Source organism: Rhodoferax lithotrophicus (assembly GCF_019973615.1).
In the GTDB taxonomy this organism is placed as follows: domain Bacteria; phylum Pseudomonadota; class Gammaproteobacteria; order Burkholderiales; family Burkholderiaceae_C; genus Rhodoferax; species Rhodoferax lithotrophicus.
The window spans coordinates 3,641,867-3,657,671 of record NZ_AP024238.1 but is presented as its reverse complement, the minus strand read 5'-3'; the positions used below and the strand labels follow the sequence as shown (position 1 = coordinate 3,657,671).

Here is a 15,805-nt window from a genome sequence, read left to right as displayed (position 1 = left end):
GCAGCATGGCAACCTCACTTAAATTTGAACTCCATCTGAAAGAGCGTCTGGAAGAGCTTGCTGGGCAATTTCGCAATCTTGACCCCAAAGACCCTTCGAATTGGCCGGCGCTGCCAAGGTACGTGGTTTTTCTTGCAGTAGCTGTATTTTGTTTGGTTGTGCTGTGGTTTCTTTGGTTGAGTGACAACCAGACGATTTTGACCACTGAGCAAGAAAAAGAGCTCACTTTGCGCGATGAGTACAGGCTCAAACTTGGCAAGGCGATTAACCTTGATACCTTGAAAAAACAGCGTGAGCAAGTTCAGCAATTTGTGACCCAACTTGAGAAGCAACTACCCAGCAAAGCTGAAATGGATGCACTCTTGTCAGATGTCAATCAGGCTGGCTTGGGCCGTAGTTTGCAGTTCGACTTGTTTCGACCTGGGCAGGTTGTGGTGAAAGATTATTACGCCGAATTGTCCATCGCATTGCGTGTGAACGGTCGTTACCACGATATGGGTAACTTCGCAGCTGATGTGGCAAACCTGTCACGAATTGTGACTCTGAATAATATGAGCATTGTCCCTTTAAAAGATGGCACATTGGTCATGGATGCCACAGCCAAAACATTTCGTTATCTTGACTTAGAAGAAATCAGCGCCCAACGCAAAGCTGCAGGTAAAGGGGCTAAGAAATGATCAAGTCAACTTGGTTTTCCGGTATATCGTGTGTTGTATTCATATTGGCCGGTTGTGGTTCTGCGACAGATTCTGAGTTGAAACAATGGATGGATGAGCAGAAAGCACAGACTAGACCCCACATCAAACCGATCTCCGAGCCCAAGCAGTTCAAGCCGGAATCCTATGCCATGGTGGCTGAGTTGGAGCCGTTCAGTAACCAAAAACTAGCGCAGGCGTTTAAAAAGGATTCCAGTCGAGCACAGTCCAATGAAGCTTTGATTGCGCCCGAGTTGGCACGACGCAAGGAACCTCTTGAGGAATATCCTCTGGATACTATGGTTCTTGTGGGCGGTATGGTCCAAGCGGGTAAACCTATGGCATTGGTTACCGTAGGTAAATTGCTATACCAAGTACATACAGGCGATCACCTGGGACAAAACTTTGGACGCGTGATGAAAATTTCAGAAACAGAAATTACTTTGCGCGAGGTGGTACAAGATGCTGCCGGAGAATGGATTGAACGCACTGCAAGCCTGCAGTTGCAAGAGAGGTCAAAATGAAAATGAGCAAAAATAAGTTGGGTTGGCCTATGCTAAAGCATATCGGTTTGTCATTGTGTCTGTTATTTACCGTTGCGACTGCTCAGGCCCAGGTCGCCATCGAGTCGGTCACAGGAACCTTGCAGGGTGGCTCTGAGGTGGTTCGTATTGACCTCAGTGAGGCGCTAAAAGCAGAACCTGCCGGATTTTCGATCCAGTCTCCAGCCAGAATTGCGCTGGATTTTCCGGATGTAGTCAGTGCCATGGGGCGCTCTAATATTGAAGTCAATCAAGGAAACCTCAAATCTGTCAGTGTGGTGCAAGCGGGAAACCGAACCCGTGTAGTTTTAAATTTAAAGCAGTCCACCGCTTACAAGACACAAATTCAAGGTAAATCCATTTTGGTGATGCTGGAGTCTGTCACTGGTGCTGCTCCAGCATCTGCCGTGCAAGTGTTTGCTCCGCCACAAAGTAGAGACACCTTGCCTCTGCGCGATCTGGACTTCCGACGTGGTGATGCCGCATCTGGTCGCGTGATTGTGTCCCTGCCAAACAATCAAGTCGGCGTAGATATTCGCCAACAGGGTAAAACATTGGTGGTGGAGTTCATGAAAACCACTTTGCCAGAAGGACTGCGTCGTCGTCTGGATGTGGCTGACTTTGGCACTCCCGTTAAAACAGTCAGTACTTTTCAGGTGGGTGATCGCGTACGTATGGTCATTGAACCGCAGGGGGATTGGATTCACAGCGCTTATCAAAGTGATGAGCAGTTTGTGGTGGAAATCAAACCGATCAAGGTTGATGCCGACAAGCTTACCCAAGGGGTGGGCTATAACGGACAAAAATTGTCGTTAAATTTTCAAAGCATTGAGATCCGTTCACTGCTACAGGTGATTGCCGATTTCACTAATTTCAACGTGATTACATCCGATTCAGTGGTTGGTACCGTCACCTTACGCCTGCAAGATGTGCCTTGGGATCAAGCGCTGGACATCATCATGCAATCCAAGGGATTAGGCATGCGTAAAACGGGGAACGTGTTATGGATTGCGCCCAAGGATGAAATCAACGCCAAAGAAAAGCTTGATTTGGAATCTGCTGCAGCTTTGCAAGGTCTGGAGCCTGTACGTACTCAGTCTTTCCAGATGAATTACACCAAAGCCACGGAAGTGGCTGTACAACTGACATCCAGTTCTACAGGCGCAGCGACGGGTAATGCTCGACTGCTGAGTCCTCGTGGCAGCGTGATTGCAGAGGCACGAACCAATCAGCTGTTTGTGACCGATATTCCGAGTAAGTTGGAGCAGGTGCAGCAGCTGATTGCCAAACTGGACATTCCGGCTCGCCAGGTGCTGATTGAAGCGCGCATTGTGGAAGCATCTGACACCTTTGGCAAATCACTGGGGGTTAAGCTTGGTGGATCTGATTTACGGGCACAGCAAGGGGGTGATGGTGGATATTCACTTGGAAATGGCAACCGAATCGCGTTTGGCAGCAGTTATTCGAATGCAGTGGCCAGTAGCGGTGCAGGTGGAACGGTAGACTTAACCAGCAATTTTGTTAATTTGCCTGCCATTGGGCAAAACGGGTACACGCCAGCTACCTTTGCTTTGTCCATCTTCAGCTCAGCGGCCAATCGTTTCCTCAATTTGGAGCTGTCTGCGTTGGAAGCTGACGGTAAAGGTAAAGTGGTTTCTAGCCCACGTGTTGTCACTGCTGACCAAATCAAGGCATTGATTGAACAGGGGACGGAATTGCCCTATCAAATAGCCTCATCCAGTGGCGCGACTGCCATTGCTTTTAGAAAAGCCAATTTGAAGCTGGAGGTTACCCCCCAAATCACGCCTGAAGGTAATATTATTCTGGCCTTGGATGTGAACAAAGACACTGTGGGCCAGTCCACCGCAGCTGGTTTTGCCATCAATACCAAACACATCCAAACTCAGGTACTGGTAGAGAACGGTGGTACCGTCGTGATTGGTGGTATTTTTGAAATGACTGAAACCAACAGCGAAACCAAAGTTCCGCTGTTGGGTGATTTGCCGGGTGTAGGTAACCTGTTCAAGAGCAGATCCAAAGTGTCCAACAAAACTGAGATGCTGGTGTTCATCACGCCCAAGGTAGTGGCTGACAAAGCTGCACAGTAGTTTTTAAATCAATCGATTTGTAAGGGAATGCAAGAATGAATTTCAAGAAATATTTGGCAGTTTTGGGAATGGTGCTGGGGTTGGCGGCTTGTGGTGGTGGAGGAGGGAGTGCGGGGAGTCAGATAGGGGGCTCATCGGGGGGGACAGGTACCCCTGCTACTTCTACCCCAGTTGCGTCAAGTTTTGTTTTTGCACTTGATAAACCCTCCATCAACAACGGAGGTAGTGATAAAGCCTTGTTAACCGTGACTGTATTAGATTCGTCAAACAACGTATTGTCTGGTGTACCAGTTAAAGTTGCAGTTGATTCAGGGTTTTACACCCCAGTTACCTCTACCTCAGATATAACTGGGCAGGTGACAGGTAATATCTCGATTGGATCAGATAAAAGTAATCGAACTATCACTGCAACGATCTCCGTAAACGGTATTGGAAATCCGAAATTGGCATCTGTAATGGTAACTGGCAGTCGAATTTCAGTTACGTCTACTAATGCTACACCTGGTCCAAGTGCATCGGTTGATCTCAATGTGTCGGTATTCGACAGTGCCAATGTTGTAATACCAAATGTGGACGTCAGTTTAGGCGGTGACGCAGGGGTTGCAGGAATGGTGAATACAGGTTTATCTGGTAGTAAGGTGGTCAAATTTTCTGCTCCAGCCACCGTTGGCGATTACTTTGTAACAGCTAGTGCTCTTAATGTCACTTCTTCGCAACCCATTAAAGTAATTGCTAATGCCGGTGCAGTGCCGAATGCAAGCGGTTCCCCTAGCTCGGCATCATTGACGCCGAATCCGACATCAATTGCACCAAATATCGCTGGTGAGGTAGTGAATCGGTCTAGATTAAGTGCGAAATTTTTGACGGCTAGTAATACGGGTATTCAATACATGCGTGTGCGTTTTGACTTTGTTGATCCCCGGCTTGGCAATGGTGAAACCATTTCCACGGGAACTAGCACCATTTACACCGATGCTAGCGGTCTGGCAGAAGCAGATTACATTGCAGGAACACGTAGCAGTCCAACCAATGGTGTTGTGGTGCGGGTCTGCTATAGCCAATTTAACTTCACATCTACAACCGATTGTCCTGCTCATGTCGACGCAAATCTAACTGTTGCTGGTCCGCCTTTGGCTATCAGTGTTGGGACAGATAACACTATGGAGAAAGGGTTGGGAGGTATCGCGTACATTAAAAAATTCTTAATTCAGGTGAATGATTCTGCAGGAGTAGCTGTTAAAGACGCAGTAATTTCTGCAAGTGTCGATATCACGCATTACGGAAAAGGTTCAGCTTGGTCGTCGCCTTATAACATCGGGCTTACAGTACCTACTATTCGTGATTATTACTTGGACTTTTTACCACCATCCGCTCCAAGCAATGCTCTTAATTCACTTCAATCATCGACTTATATACCGGTTGTTCAAGACTTGACCGTTAAACCGCAAATTCTAGGTGAATTAATATGGTGTATCAATGAGGATTGGAACCGCAACGGATCTCTGGATACGGGAGAAGATATCAATGGTGATGGCACGATTCAGCCGCGGAAAGCCGAAATTGTTGTGTCTTACGTAAGTGGCAATAGAACCGATGCGAATGGGCAGCTATTGCTTCAAATTAGTTATCCTCAAAATATGGGTGGTTGGCTTGCCTACACGCTTCGTGCGACGACCAGTGTGGCAGGCTCCGAAGGGGATGCATCCCGATCATTTGTGACTGGTGTTTTGCAGACAGATGTTATCAATGGTTCTTTTTTAACGCCACCATTTGGGATGGGCTCTTGCCGTTCACCAAATTAGTAGGTGGAGTTGATAGTAAATCTGATCTCTCTCATAGGCCTCCCAGGCTCAGGTAAATCCACAGTCGGCCGTCAATTAGCCAGGCGGCTGCAACTGCCTTTTCTGGACTCTGACCATGTGATCGAGCAGCGCTTGGGCTGCTCGATCCGTGAGTATTTTGAGCGTGAAGGAGAAGACCACTTTCGCGATATGGAAGAAGCGGTGATTGATGAGCTCACCCAGTTACCCGAAGGGGTGTTGTCCACCGGAGGCGGCGTGGTGCTTCGGCCCAACAATCGCTTGCATTTGCGCGAGCGTACTCAAGTGGTGTACCTGAATTCCATGCCGGATGAACTTTTTCGACGCTTACGGCACGACAAGAACCGCCCGTTGCTGCAAGTGGCTGACCCCTTGCAGCGCTTGCGTGATTTGTATGTACAGCGTGCTCCGCTGTACCGTGAAACCGCGCACTTCAGCATTGATACAGGCAGGCCATCGGTATCCACACTGGTTAATACGATCATCATGCAACTGGAATTGGCGAACAACGTTTGAGCCACTGATCCGTTTAAAACGTGGTTCGCAAATGTTGGCAATGCCTCTAAACTTGAGGGATGAACTCTTCAGACCTCCAAACCGTCAACATCGACCTGGGTAGTCGCAGCTATCACATTGCCATTCGCGGCTCACTGTTCGACAGCCCCCTTAGTTACGCTGAGCTGCCAAAAGCACAGAGCGCCTTGATTGTGACCAACACCACAGTAGGGCCGTTGTATGCGATGCAGTTGCAAAAAGCCTTGAGTGGCAAATATGCGCAGATTCATACCGTGGTGCTGCCTGATGGCGAGGAATTCAAGACTTGGCAGAGCCTGAATCTGATTTTTGATGCTTTGCTGCAACATCGCTGTGATCGCAAAACCACGCTGTTTGCATTGGGTGGTGGTGTTATCGGTGACATGACCGGGTTTGCCGCCGCCAGCTACATGCGTGGGGTGCCCTTTGTACAGGTACCGACGACCTTGCTGGCGCAGGTGGACTCTTCTGTGGGTGGCAAAACTGCCATCAACCATCCGTTGGGCAAGAACATGATTGGTGCGTTTTACCAACCGCTCAAGGTGGTGTGTGATCTGGATACGCTCAAAACCCTGCCGGATCGGGAGCTCAGTGCGGGTTTGGCAGAGGTCATCAAATACGGCCCCATTGCCGACATGGACTTGCTGGCTTGGCTGGAGGCACATATTGATCAAGTCATGGCCCGTGACCCGGTGGCATTGGCCCATGTGGTCAAGCGCAGTTGTGAGATCAAGGCCTGGGTGGTTGGGCAGGATGAGCGCGAGTCTGGACTGCGTGCCATTTTGAATTTTGGCCATACTTTTGGCCATGCCATTGAAGCTGGTTTGGGTTATGGCGAATGGTTGCATGGTGAGGGTGTAGGCTGTGGCATGGTGATGGCGGCACACTTGTCCTTGCGCCTTGGGCTGGTGGATGCACTGTTTGTGGCGCGTTTAACCGGGCTGATTGCCAAAGCCGGTTTACCTGTCAAAGGACCGGTATTAAGCGCTGATGACAATGCGGGGCGTTATCTGGAGTTGATGCAGGTGGACAAAAAATCCGAGGCGGGCGATATCAAGTTTGTGCTGATCGACGGTCCTGGCCGCGCCATTGTGCGCAGCGCACCAGAGGCCATGGTGCGCCAGGTGATTGATTTATGTTGCACTGAAAAGCTCTTGAAAATATAGCTGTTTGCGCAATAACCACAAGCGCTACAGCCTTTTTTGCATATAAAAATGAGTTTGGCATCTTACGCCTGCGATCCGGGCCAGACGCGAGGGCGGCGCTATCCGCAAACGCCAGCACCGACCCGCACCGAATACCAGCGCGACCGCGACCGCATTGTGCACAGCACGGCATTCAGGCGACTGGTCTACAAAACCCAGGTATTTCTGAACCATGAAGGTGACCTGTTTCGCACCCGTATGACCCATTCGTTGGAGGTGGCGCAACTCGGCCGCTCCATCGCCCGCTCTCTGCAGCTTAATGAGGATTTGGTAGAAGCTATTGCGCTGGCACATGACCTGGGCCACACGCCCTTTGGCCATGCGGGTCAGGATGCCTTGAACGAATGTATGCGCGATTCTGGTGGTTTTGAGCACAACCTGCAAAGCCTGCGTGTGGTGGATCAGCTGGAAGAACGTTACCCTGCGTTTGACGGTCTGAACCTCACGTTTGAGACCCGTGAAGGTATTCTCAAACACTGTTCGCAGGCCAATGCACAAGCGCTGGAAGCCATTGAGCCGCACGGTGTGGCTCAACGGTTTTTGACCCACACCCAGCCCAGTCTTGAGGCTCAACTGTGTAATCTGGCCGATGAAATTGCCTACAACGCGCATGACATTGACGATGGCGTGCGCTCGGGCCTGATCAGCCTGACCCAGTTGCAGGCGGTGTCTTTGTTTGACCAGTTTCGCCAGCAAACATTGGTCGACTACCCGCAGCTGCAAGAGCCCGCGCACGGTCGGCGTTTGTTGTATGAATCGATCCGACGCATGCTCAGCGCCCAGGTGTATGACGTGATTGCCGCCACCCAAGCAGCTTTGGACGAGGCTCAGCCCGCAGATGTCAGCGCAGTGCGTGTGTTGCCAGCATTGGTGCAGTTCGGCCCCAGCATGCGGGCGCAATCCAAGCAACTCAAGGCTTTTTTGTTGCAGCAGTTGTACCGGCATCCGCAAGTGATCCACACCACCAATCAAGCTAGGCAAGTAGTGCGTGACCTGTTTACAGTCTATCTGGCTCGTCCTCAGGAAATGCCAGAGCGCTATCAGTGGCGCCTCCAAAAAACTCACCCCCTTGACCCGGCCAACGCCCTGGCGCGCACCGTGGCCGATTACATTGCCGGCATGACCGACCGTTTTGCCCTTCGCGAACACCAGCGGCTGACCGGCCAAACCTTGTTGAAAGAAGCCAACCTATGACCCCTGATGAACAAGTGGTGCAAGACACCGTGGCCTGGCTGGAGCGTGCTGTGATTGGCCTGAACCTGTGCCCGTTTGCCAAAAGTGTGCATGTCAAGGGTCAGGTGCATTACGCGGTCAGCCAGGCCACCCATGCAAGTGCCTTCCGGGAAGACTTGATTCAAGAGCTGAAAGACCTTGTAGCCCTTGATGCAAAAGTGCGGGATACTACGTTATTAATAGCGCCGAGGTGTCTTGAGGATTTTCTGGATTTCAATGATTTTTTGGCCGAGGCCGATCAGGTGCTGGAAGATCTGGAGCTCGATGGTGTGTTGCAAATTGCTTCTCTGCACCCGCACTACCAGTTTGCTGCTACCTTGCCTGACGATGTCACCAACTTCACCAACCGCTCACCTTACCCAACGTTGCATTTGTTGCGTGAAGACAGCATCGACCGCGCCGTGGCGGCATTTCCCAACCCGGAATCCATTTTTGAAGTCAACATACAAACCATGGAGCGCCTGGGTGTACAAGGTTGGCAAGCGCTTGGTGTAGGGGCCACTGTGACCGCCGCCTCTTTGGCCGAACCCAACATGGCATCATCCGCGCATGAAAAACCAAAGAACTAACCCCCCTCGCCAGGGCGCGGCATCCACAGCCAACGAGTTGCCCCCAGAGATTCGCCCAGGGCAATCGCTGGAATTGCTCAAAGAGCTGCATATCCTGACCCGTGACGGCAAGCTGAACCAGGATTCACGCCGCAAACTCAAACAGGTCTACCACCTTTACCAGTTCATTGAAAAATTGCTGCTGGAGCTGTCTGAGGCTGGCTCCGCAGTCGGTGGACTGACACTGGCTGACCACGGTGCAGGCAAGTCCTACCTGGGTTTTATTTTGTACGACTTGTTTTTCAAACAGCGCAGCACCGGGCACATTTACGGCATCGAAACCCGGCCTGAGCTGGTCGAAAAATCTACGGCACTGGCCAAACAGCTGGGTTTTGCCCGCATGTCGTTCCTGAATCTGACGGTGGCGCAATCGGCCCAATCCGGGCAATTGCCGGAACGCATGGATGTGGTCACCGCCTTACATGCCTGTGACACCGCCACCGACGATGCCATCGCCTTTGGCTTGCAAAAACGCGCGCGTTTTATGGTGCTGGTGCCCTGTTGTCAAGCCGAAGTGGCGCGGGTGCTGAATCAGCACAAAGTCTTGTCGCTCCAGCGAACGCCGCTCTCGGAATTGTGGCGTCATCCCTTGCACACCCGCGAACTCGGTAGCCAGATCACCAACGTGCTGCGTTGCCTGTACCTGGAAGCTTGTGGCTACCAAGTCACGGTGACCGAGCTGGTCGGCTGGGAGCACAGTATGAAAAACGAGCTGATTCTGGCGCGTTACACCGGGCAGAAAAAACGCTCTGCGGCGCAACGCTTGCGTGCTTTGTTGGAAGAATTTGGTTTAAAAGAGTTGCTTCATACCCGCTTTACACATCTGCCGGACAATGCCGCAGAAGCTCATTTACCCATGTCTGACCATGCGCACGGTGCAGGGCATGTCGACAAATCTGCACCGTAATCGATCATTTTTAAAGGAGTGTGTATGCAAAAATTTTTATCTCTTGGTATTTCCATCGCATTCGCGCTGACTTTGGCAGCCTGTGCCAGCAGCAGCCCGGATGTGATTCAGCGCGGTGATGCCCAGCGCATGTCGCAAGTGGAAGACGGCGTGGTGCTGACGGTCCGTAATGTGGTGGTAGATGGCAGTCAAAGTGGCATAGGTGCTGTTGTGGGTGGGGTCACCGGTGCAGTGGCAGGTGCGACCCGTGGTGGCTCCAATGCCGAAAGTAATGCCATTGGTTTGCTCGTAGGGGTGGCAGGTGCTGCCGCGGGTAATGCGATTGAGCGTTTTTCCACACGGGAAGATGCTGTTGAAGTTCTGGTGCAACTCAAAGGTGGAGAGCGCCGCGCTGTGGTGCAGGCCAAGGGCGAGCAAGTTCTGGTGCCAGGGGATGCCGTGATCCTGATCACCACTGGTGGCAAGGTGCGGATCGCCAAAGCGCCCAAGTGATGGGCTTGAATTTCTGTTTTTCTGATTCATGGCGCGCTTACCTCGCCTAACGCTGCCGGATTACCCCCATCATGTGATTCAGCGTGGCAATAATCGCCAGGCGATTTTTGTCACGACAGCAGATTACCGGATGCTGCTCGACTTGCTGCAAGAGCAAGCCAAAAAGTGGGACGTGGCGGTGCACGCTTATGTGTTGATGAGCAACCATTTCCATGTGCTGGCCACGCCGCGCACCGCAGATGGTTTGCCCAAAATGATGCAGGCGGTGGGGCGCAGTTATGTCCGGTATTTCAATTCAGCCCAAAAACGCACCGGCACCTTGTGGGAAGGTCGCTACAAATCCACGCTGATCCAGGCCGAGCGATATTTACTTGCCTGCATGGCTTATATCGATCTGAATCCGGTACGTGCAGGCTTGGTGCTTCAAGCACAAGACTATCCCTGGTCGAGTCACGGGCATTACCTGGGCTTGCGGACCGATCGCCTGATCACGCCCCATGCCCTATATTGGGAGCTGGGCAACACCCCGTTTGCCCGTGAAGCGGCCTACGCCGAATTGGTGCAAGCAGGCATCAGCTCGGTGCAGCAAAGTGCTTTGACGCAAGCCACTTTGAGCGGTTGGGCACTTGGCGAGCCAGATTTTGTGGCTGATTTACAAAAAAGAACAGAACGCCGCATCACAAAAAGTGTCGCTGGTAGACCATTATCCGTCCGTAAATCAAGATAAAAATAAGCCTCTAGTGCTTGTAAATAAAGCATCAATAGCTATTAAATTTGATGTGTCCCTAATTTATTTCATTAATTGTTATTTGAGAAATAATTGGAATCTGACCCCAATTATTTTATTTGGCATAGATGCTGCAATGCGGTAAAGTTCAGATATTCGATATTTTTTTAGGAGCGCGTGTATGACGACGGCAGCCGAGATCAAGCATCTCCAGGATCATGGTTTGTATTCAGCATCTCAAGAGCATGATGCATGCGGGGTGGGTTTTGTGGCCCATATCAAGGGTGTCAAGTCGCATGACATCGTCAAAAATGCGCTCAAGATTCTTGAAAACCTGGACCACCGGGGTGCGGTCGGGGCAGACAAGCTCATGGGTGATGGTGCCGGTATCCTGATTCAGTTGCCAGATGCCTTGTACCGTGAGGAAATGGCTTCGCAAGGGGTGACCCTGCCACCCCCAGGCGAATACGGTGTGGGCATGGTGTTTTTGCCCAAGGAAAGCGCTTCACGCCAGGCTTGTGAACAAGAGCTGGAGCGTGCCGTCAAAGCCGAAGGCCAGGTGCTGCTGGGTTGGCGTGATGTGCCGGTAGACCGCGACATGCCGATGTCGCCCAACGTGCGCAAAAAAGAACCGATCCTGCGCCAGATTTTTATCGGCCGTGGCAATGACGTGATCGTGCAAGACGCACTGGAACGCAAGCTCTACGTGATCCGCAAAACCGCCAGCGCCCACATTCAGGCCTTGAAGCTCAAGCACAGCAAAGAGTATTACGTGCCCAGCATGTCCAGCCGCACGGTGATCTACAAAGGCTTGCTGCTGGCCGATCAGGTCGGTACCTATTACCTGGATCTGAAAGACCCGCGCTGCGTTTCCGCACTGGGCCTGGTGCACCAGCGTTTCTCCACCAACACCTTCCCGGAGTGGCCGCTGGCTCACCCCTACCGCTATGTGGCGCACAACGGTGAAATCAACACCGTCAAGGGCAACTACAACTGGATGAAAGCCCGTGAAGGCGTGATGAGTTCACCAGTGCTGGGCGCAGACTTGCAAAAGCTCTACCCCATCAGCTTCCCCACCCAGTCCGACACCGCCACTTTTGACAACTGCCTTGAGTTGCTCACCATGGCCGGTTACCCGATCAGCCAGGCGGTGATGATGATGATTCCCGAACCCTGGGAGCAGCACACCACCATGGACGAGCGCCGCCGCGCCTTCTATGAATACCACGCCGCCATGCTGGAGCCCTGGGACGGCCCGGCCAGCATCGTGTTCACCGATGGCCGCCAGATTGGTGCCACGCTGGACCGCAACGGCCTGCGCCCCTCACGCTACTGCATCACCGATGATGACCTGGTGGTGATGGCCTCCGAGTCCGGTGTCTTGCCCTTCCCCGAGAGCAAGATCGTACGCAAATGGCGTCTGCAACCCGGCAAGATGTTCATGATCGACCTGGAGCAAGGTCGTATGGTCGATGACGACGAGCTCAAGGCCGGTCTGGCCAACGCCAAACCCTACAAACAGTGGATTGAGAACCTGCGTATCCGTCTGGACGATGTGCGTGGTGGGGGTGAGCCCGCCAGCGCCTCCGAGTCTGAAGGTACGTTGCTGGATCGCCAGCAAGCCTTTGGCTTCACCCAGGAAGACCTGAAGTTTTTGCTGGCCCCCATGGCCGCCAACGGCGAAGAAGCCATTGGCTCGATGGGCAACGACAGTCCGCTGGCGGTCTTGAGCGACAAAAACAAGCCACTCTACAACTACTTCAAACAGTTGTTCGCCCAGGTGACCAACCCGCCGATCGACCCGATCCGTGAAGCCATTGTGATGAGCCTTGTGTCCTTTGTGGGCCCCAAACCCAACCTGCTTGACATCAACCAGGTCAACCCGCCGATGCGTCTGGAAGTCAGCCAGCCGGTGCTCAACTTCGCCGACATGGCCAAGCTGCGCGACATTGCCAAACACACCAATGGCAAGTTCCGTAGCTACACGCTGGACATCACCTACCCGCTGGCCTGGGGCCGCGAAGGGGTGGAGGCCAAACTCGCCTCTTTGTGCGCCGAAGCGGTCGATGCCATCAAGATTGGCCACAACATTCTGATCATCAGTGACCGTGGCATCAGTGCCACCCAGGTGGCCATTCCAGCTTTGCTGGCCTTGTCGGCCATTCACCAGCATCTGGTGCGTGAAGGCCTGCGTACCACCGCCGGTTTGGTGGTGGAAACCGGCTCGGCCCGCGAAGTTCACCACTTTGGTGTGCTGGCCGGATACGGTGCAGAGGCTGTTCACCCCTACCTGGCGATGGAAACCCTGGCCAGCATCTGCAAAGATCTGCCGGGCGACCTGAGTGCCGACAAAGCCATTTACAACTACGTCAAGGCGGTCGGCAAAGGCCTGTCCAAGATCATGTCCAAAATGGGCGTGTCCACCTACATGAGCTACTGTGGTGCTCAGCTGTTTGAAGCCATTGGCCTGTCCAGCGACACCATTGGGAAATATTTCACCGGCACACCCAGCAAGGTGGAAGGTATTGGCGTGTTTGAGATTGCCGAAGAAGCCCTGCGCATGCACAAAGCCGCGTTTGGGGCCGACCCGGTGCTGGCCAACCGCCTGGACGCCGGTGGTGAATACGCCTGGCGTGCCCGTGGTGAAGAACACATGTGGACACCGGATGCGATTGCCAAACTGCAGCACAGCACCCGCGCCAACAACTGGAACACCTACAAGGAATACGCCCAGATCATCAACGACCAGAACAAGCGCCACTTGACCCTGCGTGGCTTGTTCGAGTTCAAGATTGACCCGAGTAAAGCGATCCCGATTGATGAGGTCGAATCCGCCAAGGAAATCGTCAAACGCTTCGCCACCGGGGCCATGTCGCTGGGCTCGATCTCCACCGAGGCGCACGCCACTTTAGCTGTGGCCATGAACCGCATCGGCGGCAAGAGCAATACCGGTGAGGGCGGTGAAGACCCGCTGCGTTACCGCAACGAACTCAAAGGCATCCCGATCAAGCAGGGTCAGACCATGTCTGACCTGTTGGGCAAAGACCTGTTTGAAGTCGATTACCCCTTGCAAGACGGTGACTCGATGCGTTCGCGCATCAAGCAAGTGGCCTCTGGCCGCTTTGGTGTCACCGCCGAATACCTGGGCAGTGCAGACCAGATTCAGATCAAGATGGCGCAAGGGGCCAAGCCGGGGGAGGGCGGTCAGTTGCCAGGGGCCAAGGTGTCTGACTACATCGGCAAACTGCGTTACTCGGTGCCTGGTGTCGGCCTGATTTCACCCCCGCCGCACCATGACATCTACTCCATTGAAGACTTGGCGCAACTGATTCACGACCTGAAAAACGTGTCACCCAAGTCCAGCATCAGCGTCAAGCTGGTGTCTGAAATGGGCGTTGGCACGATTGCCGCAGGTGTCGCCAAGTGCAAGGCCGACCATGTGGTGATTGCTGGCCACGACGGCGGCACTGGAGCCTCACCCTGGTCCTCCATCAAGCATGCTGGCAGCCCGTGGGAAATCGGCCTGGCCGAAACCCAGCAGACCCTGGTGCTCAACCGCCTGCGCAGCCGTATCCGGGTGCAGACCGATGGTCAGATGAAAACCGGCCGTGACGTGGTGATTGGTGCCCTGCTGGGGGCGGACGAATTCGGTTTTGCCACCGCCCCGCTGGTGGTGGAAGGCTGCATCATGATGCGCAAATGCCACCTCAACACCTGCCCGGTCGGTGTGGCCACGCAAGACCCTGAACTGCGCAAGAAGTTCTCCGGCAAGCCCGAGCATGTGGTGAACTACTTCTTCTTCATTGCTGAAGAAGCCCGCCAGATCATGGCGCAGCTCGGCATCCGCAAGTTTGACGACCTGATTGGCCGCGCCGACCTGCTCGACATGCGTGCCGGTCTGAGCCACTGGAAAGCCCAGGGCCTGGACTTCAGCCGCTTGTTTGCCCAGCCCAACGTGGGCGCAGAGGTACCGCGTTTCCAGACCGAAGAGCAAGACCACGGGCTGGAAAAGGCACTCGACAACGTGTTGATCGCCAAAAGCCGCCCGGCCATTGACAAGGGTGAGCGCGTGCAGTTCATCGAGGTGGCGCGCAACGTCAACCGCTCGGTCGGGGCCATGCTTTCGGGGGCGGTCACGCAAGTGCACCCTGAAGGCTTGCCGGACGACACCATTCGCATCCAGCTCGAAGGCACCGGTGGCCAGTCGTTTGGTGCATTCCTCTGCCGTGGGGTTACCCTGTACCTGATTGGTGATGCCAATGACTACACCGGCAAGGGGCTCAGCGGTGGCCGCGTCGTGGTGCGTCCCAGCATCGACTTCCGCGGCGATGCCATCAAAAATACCATCGTCGGCAATACCGTGATGTTTGGTGCCACCAGTGGTGAAGCCTTCTTCAGCGGCGTGGCCGGTGAACGTTTTGCGGTGCGTCTGTCGGGTGCGACGGCCGTGGTTGAAGGCACCGGTGACCACGGTTGTGAATACATGACAGGCGGCACGGTGGCGGTGCTGGGTGCCACCGGGCGCAACTTTGCCGCCGGTATGAGTGGTGGTGTGGCCTATGTCTATGACGAAGATGGCAAGTTTGCCAAACGTTGCAACACGGCCATGGTGTCTTTGGAGAAAGTGCTGACGACGGCCGAGCAGAAAGAGGCCATCAACGAAAGTCTATGGCACCGTGGCTTGAGCGACGAGGCTCAACTGAAGAAGTTGTTGGAAGATCACAACCGCTGGACCGGCAGCCGTCGCGCCCGCGAACTGTTGGATAACTGGGACACCTCACGGGCCAAGTTTGTCAAAGTATTCCCCAATGAATACAAACGTGCCTTAGGCGAAATCCATGCTAAAAAAGGGGCTCTAGCGCAGGCAGATAGGGCGCAGGCAGCTACAAAAAAAGAAGCTGTCAAAAAAATCGTGGCAGCTAAATAAAGCATCA

12 protein-coding genes are annotated in these 15,805 nt (G+C 53.5%); all 12 read left to right on the top strand.

Annotation, left to right across the window (positions count from 1 at the left end; all coding sequences use genetic code 11):
- Positions 1 to 5: 5 nt before the first annotated feature.
- Positions 6 to 677 (top strand): type IV pilus inner membrane component PilO, encoded by a 672-nt coding sequence (pilO, locus tag LDN84_RS16895; protein ID WP_223904594.1) that lies wholly within the window; start codon positions 6 to 8, stop codon positions 675 to 677.
- Positions 674 to 1,219 (top strand): pilus assembly protein PilP, encoded by a 546-nt coding sequence (locus LDN84_RS16890; RefSeq protein ID WP_223904593.1) that lies wholly within the window; start codon positions 674 to 676, stop codon positions 1,217 to 1,219. Before pilO ends, LDN84_RS16890 begins: the two co-directional genes overlap by 4 nt.
- A 29-nt stretch (positions 1,220 to 1,248) precedes the next feature.
- Complete coding sequence (locus LDN84_RS16885) at positions 1,249 to 3,345, top strand: type IV pilus secretin PilQ (RefSeq protein WP_223913077.1); 2,097 nt, start codon at positions 1,249 to 1,251, stop codon at positions 3,343 to 3,345.
- Positions 3,346 to 3,380: 35 nt separating this feature from the next.
- On the top strand, positions 3,381 to 5,147 hold the full coding sequence (locus LDN84_RS16880) for an Ig-like domain-containing protein (protein WP_223904592.1): 1,767 nt from the start codon (positions 3,381 to 3,383) through the stop codon (positions 5,145 to 5,147).
- Between the two features lie 3 nt (positions 5,148 to 5,150).
- Entirely contained in the window at positions 5,151 to 5,681 is a 531-nt protein-coding gene (locus tag LDN84_RS16875) for a shikimate kinase (RefSeq protein WP_223904591.1), read from the top strand.
- A 59-nt stretch (positions 5,682 to 5,740) separates the two neighbouring features.
- Positions 5,741 to 6,865 carry a 3-dehydroquinate synthase gene (aroB, locus tag LDN84_RS16870; RefSeq protein ID WP_223904590.1) on the top strand — a complete coding sequence of 375 codons (1,125 nt, stop codon included), beginning with the start codon at positions 5,741 to 5,743 and terminating at the stop codon, positions 6,863 to 6,865.
- 48 nt (positions 6,866 to 6,913) lie between these two features.
- Complete coding sequence (locus LDN84_RS16865; protein WP_223904589.1) at positions 6,914 to 8,098, top strand: deoxyguanosinetriphosphate triphosphohydrolase; 1,185 nt, start codon at positions 6,914 to 6,916, stop codon at positions 8,096 to 8,098.
- Positions 8,095 to 8,706, top strand: a complete 612-nt coding sequence (locus tag LDN84_RS16860) for a DUF1415 domain-containing protein (RefSeq protein WP_223904588.1) — start codon at positions 8,095 to 8,097, stop codon at positions 8,704 to 8,706. Before LDN84_RS16865 ends, LDN84_RS16860 begins: the two co-directional genes overlap by 4 nt.
- A complete protein-coding gene (locus LDN84_RS16855; protein WP_223904587.1) occupies positions 8,687 to 9,652 on the top strand; it encodes a class I SAM-dependent methyltransferase in 966 nt (321 codons plus the stop codon). Before LDN84_RS16860 ends, LDN84_RS16855 begins: the two co-directional genes overlap by 20 nt.
- Positions 9,653 to 9,676: 24 nt before the next feature.
- Entirely contained in the window at positions 9,677 to 10,144 is a 468-nt protein-coding gene (locus LDN84_RS16850; RefSeq protein ID WP_223904586.1) for an outer membrane lipoprotein, read from the top strand.
- 28 nt (positions 10,145 to 10,172) lie between these two features.
- Positions 10,173 to 10,871, top strand: a complete 699-nt coding sequence (locus LDN84_RS16845; protein ID WP_223904585.1) for an REP-associated tyrosine transposase — start codon at positions 10,173 to 10,175, stop codon at positions 10,869 to 10,871.
- Positions 10,872 to 11,052: 181 nt separating this feature from the next.
- Positions 11,053 to 15,798 carry a glutamate synthase-related protein gene (locus tag LDN84_RS16840; protein ID WP_223904584.1) on the top strand — a complete coding sequence of 1,582 codons (4,746 nt, stop codon included), beginning with the start codon at positions 11,053 to 11,055 and terminating at the stop codon, positions 15,796 to 15,798.
- Positions 15,799 to 15,805: the final 7 nt, after the last annotated feature.